This is a genomic window from Micromonospora sp. 15K316 (assembly GCF_004348525.1).
GTDB lineage: Bacteria > Actinomycetota > Actinomycetes > Mycobacteriales > Micromonosporaceae > Micromonospora.
In genome coordinates this window covers 1-1023 of the sequence record NZ_SMKG01000427.1, presented here as the reverse complement: position 1 = coordinate 1023, position 1023 = coordinate 1, and the positions used below count along the sequence as shown (strand labels likewise).

Here is a 1023-nt window from a genome sequence, read left to right as displayed (position 1 = left end):
CCCGGACACCACCCCCACCATCAGCACTCCCGCCCCGGGCGACCCGGTGAAGGTCCGCACCAAGCAGGTGCACCCCCTGGTCGCGAAGACCATGGCGAAGGTGATGACCCCGCCGGTCCTCGTGACCGCCGCGCTGGTGGTCGTCGGGTTCCAAGTGCTGCTGTGGCTGACCGCCGGCTGGCTGTGGGCGGTCGCCGTGAACGCGGCGGCGGTCGTGTTCGTGGTGTGGGCGGCGGTGGCGTGGCGTCGCGCGGGAGTCCGGCGGGCCGCCAACCGGTCGCGTCGTGACGGCCGGTCGCGTGACGGCCGCCGCGACGGCGGGCGTCGTCGGTCGCTGCTGGGGTGGCTGCGGCGCCGCCGTGACGGCGACGGCGACGGCCGTCACGGTGACGGTGGCGGCCGGGGTCGCCGGAGTGGCGGGCACGGTGGCGGCGGTCGTGGCGGCCTGCTCGGCCGCCTCGCCGGACTGTTCGGCGGCGGCCGTCGCGGCGGCGGCCACAGTGGCGGCCAAGGTGGCGGCCACGGTGGCGGCAGCCACGGTGGCGGCGGTGGCGGTCGTAGCGGCGGCATCCTCGGCCGTCTGCGCAACCGGTTCGCTCGACGCAAGACGACCGGCGGCAGCCACGGCGGGAACCCCGCCAGCGGCGGCCACACGGACGGCAGCGACGGGTCGAAGCGTCGAGGGTTCCGGCTGCGGCTCCCCGCGTTTCTGCGCCGGAAGAACAGCTCGGGTGACGGCCGGGACGGGCACAGCGACCACGACTCGCACGGCGACGGAAGACGCCGTCGGCGCACCCGGCGCGGGAAGCGCGGCGGCAGGAACACCCACGACACCACCGCCTCGACCAACAGCAGCGGCAGCCACGACGGTGGCCGGAAGAAGGGCCCCGGTCTGCTGCGGCGGACCGCCGCCGGTATCGCCGTCGGGTTCCGCGACCGGACCCAGCCGAAGCCTGAGCAGAAGCCGACCCAGCGGCCGGAGCGCAAGCAGCAACCAACCCCCACCCCACCGGCCGCCAAGAC

The 1023-nt window shown here is 76.1% G+C and carries 1 protein-coding gene; it reads left to right on the top strand.

Annotated elements, in window-relative coordinates:
- Positions 1-1023 (top strand): hypothetical protein (locus tag E1211_RS32880; RefSeq protein WP_371686238.1); only part of this gene is annotated, 1023 nt, incomplete at both ends.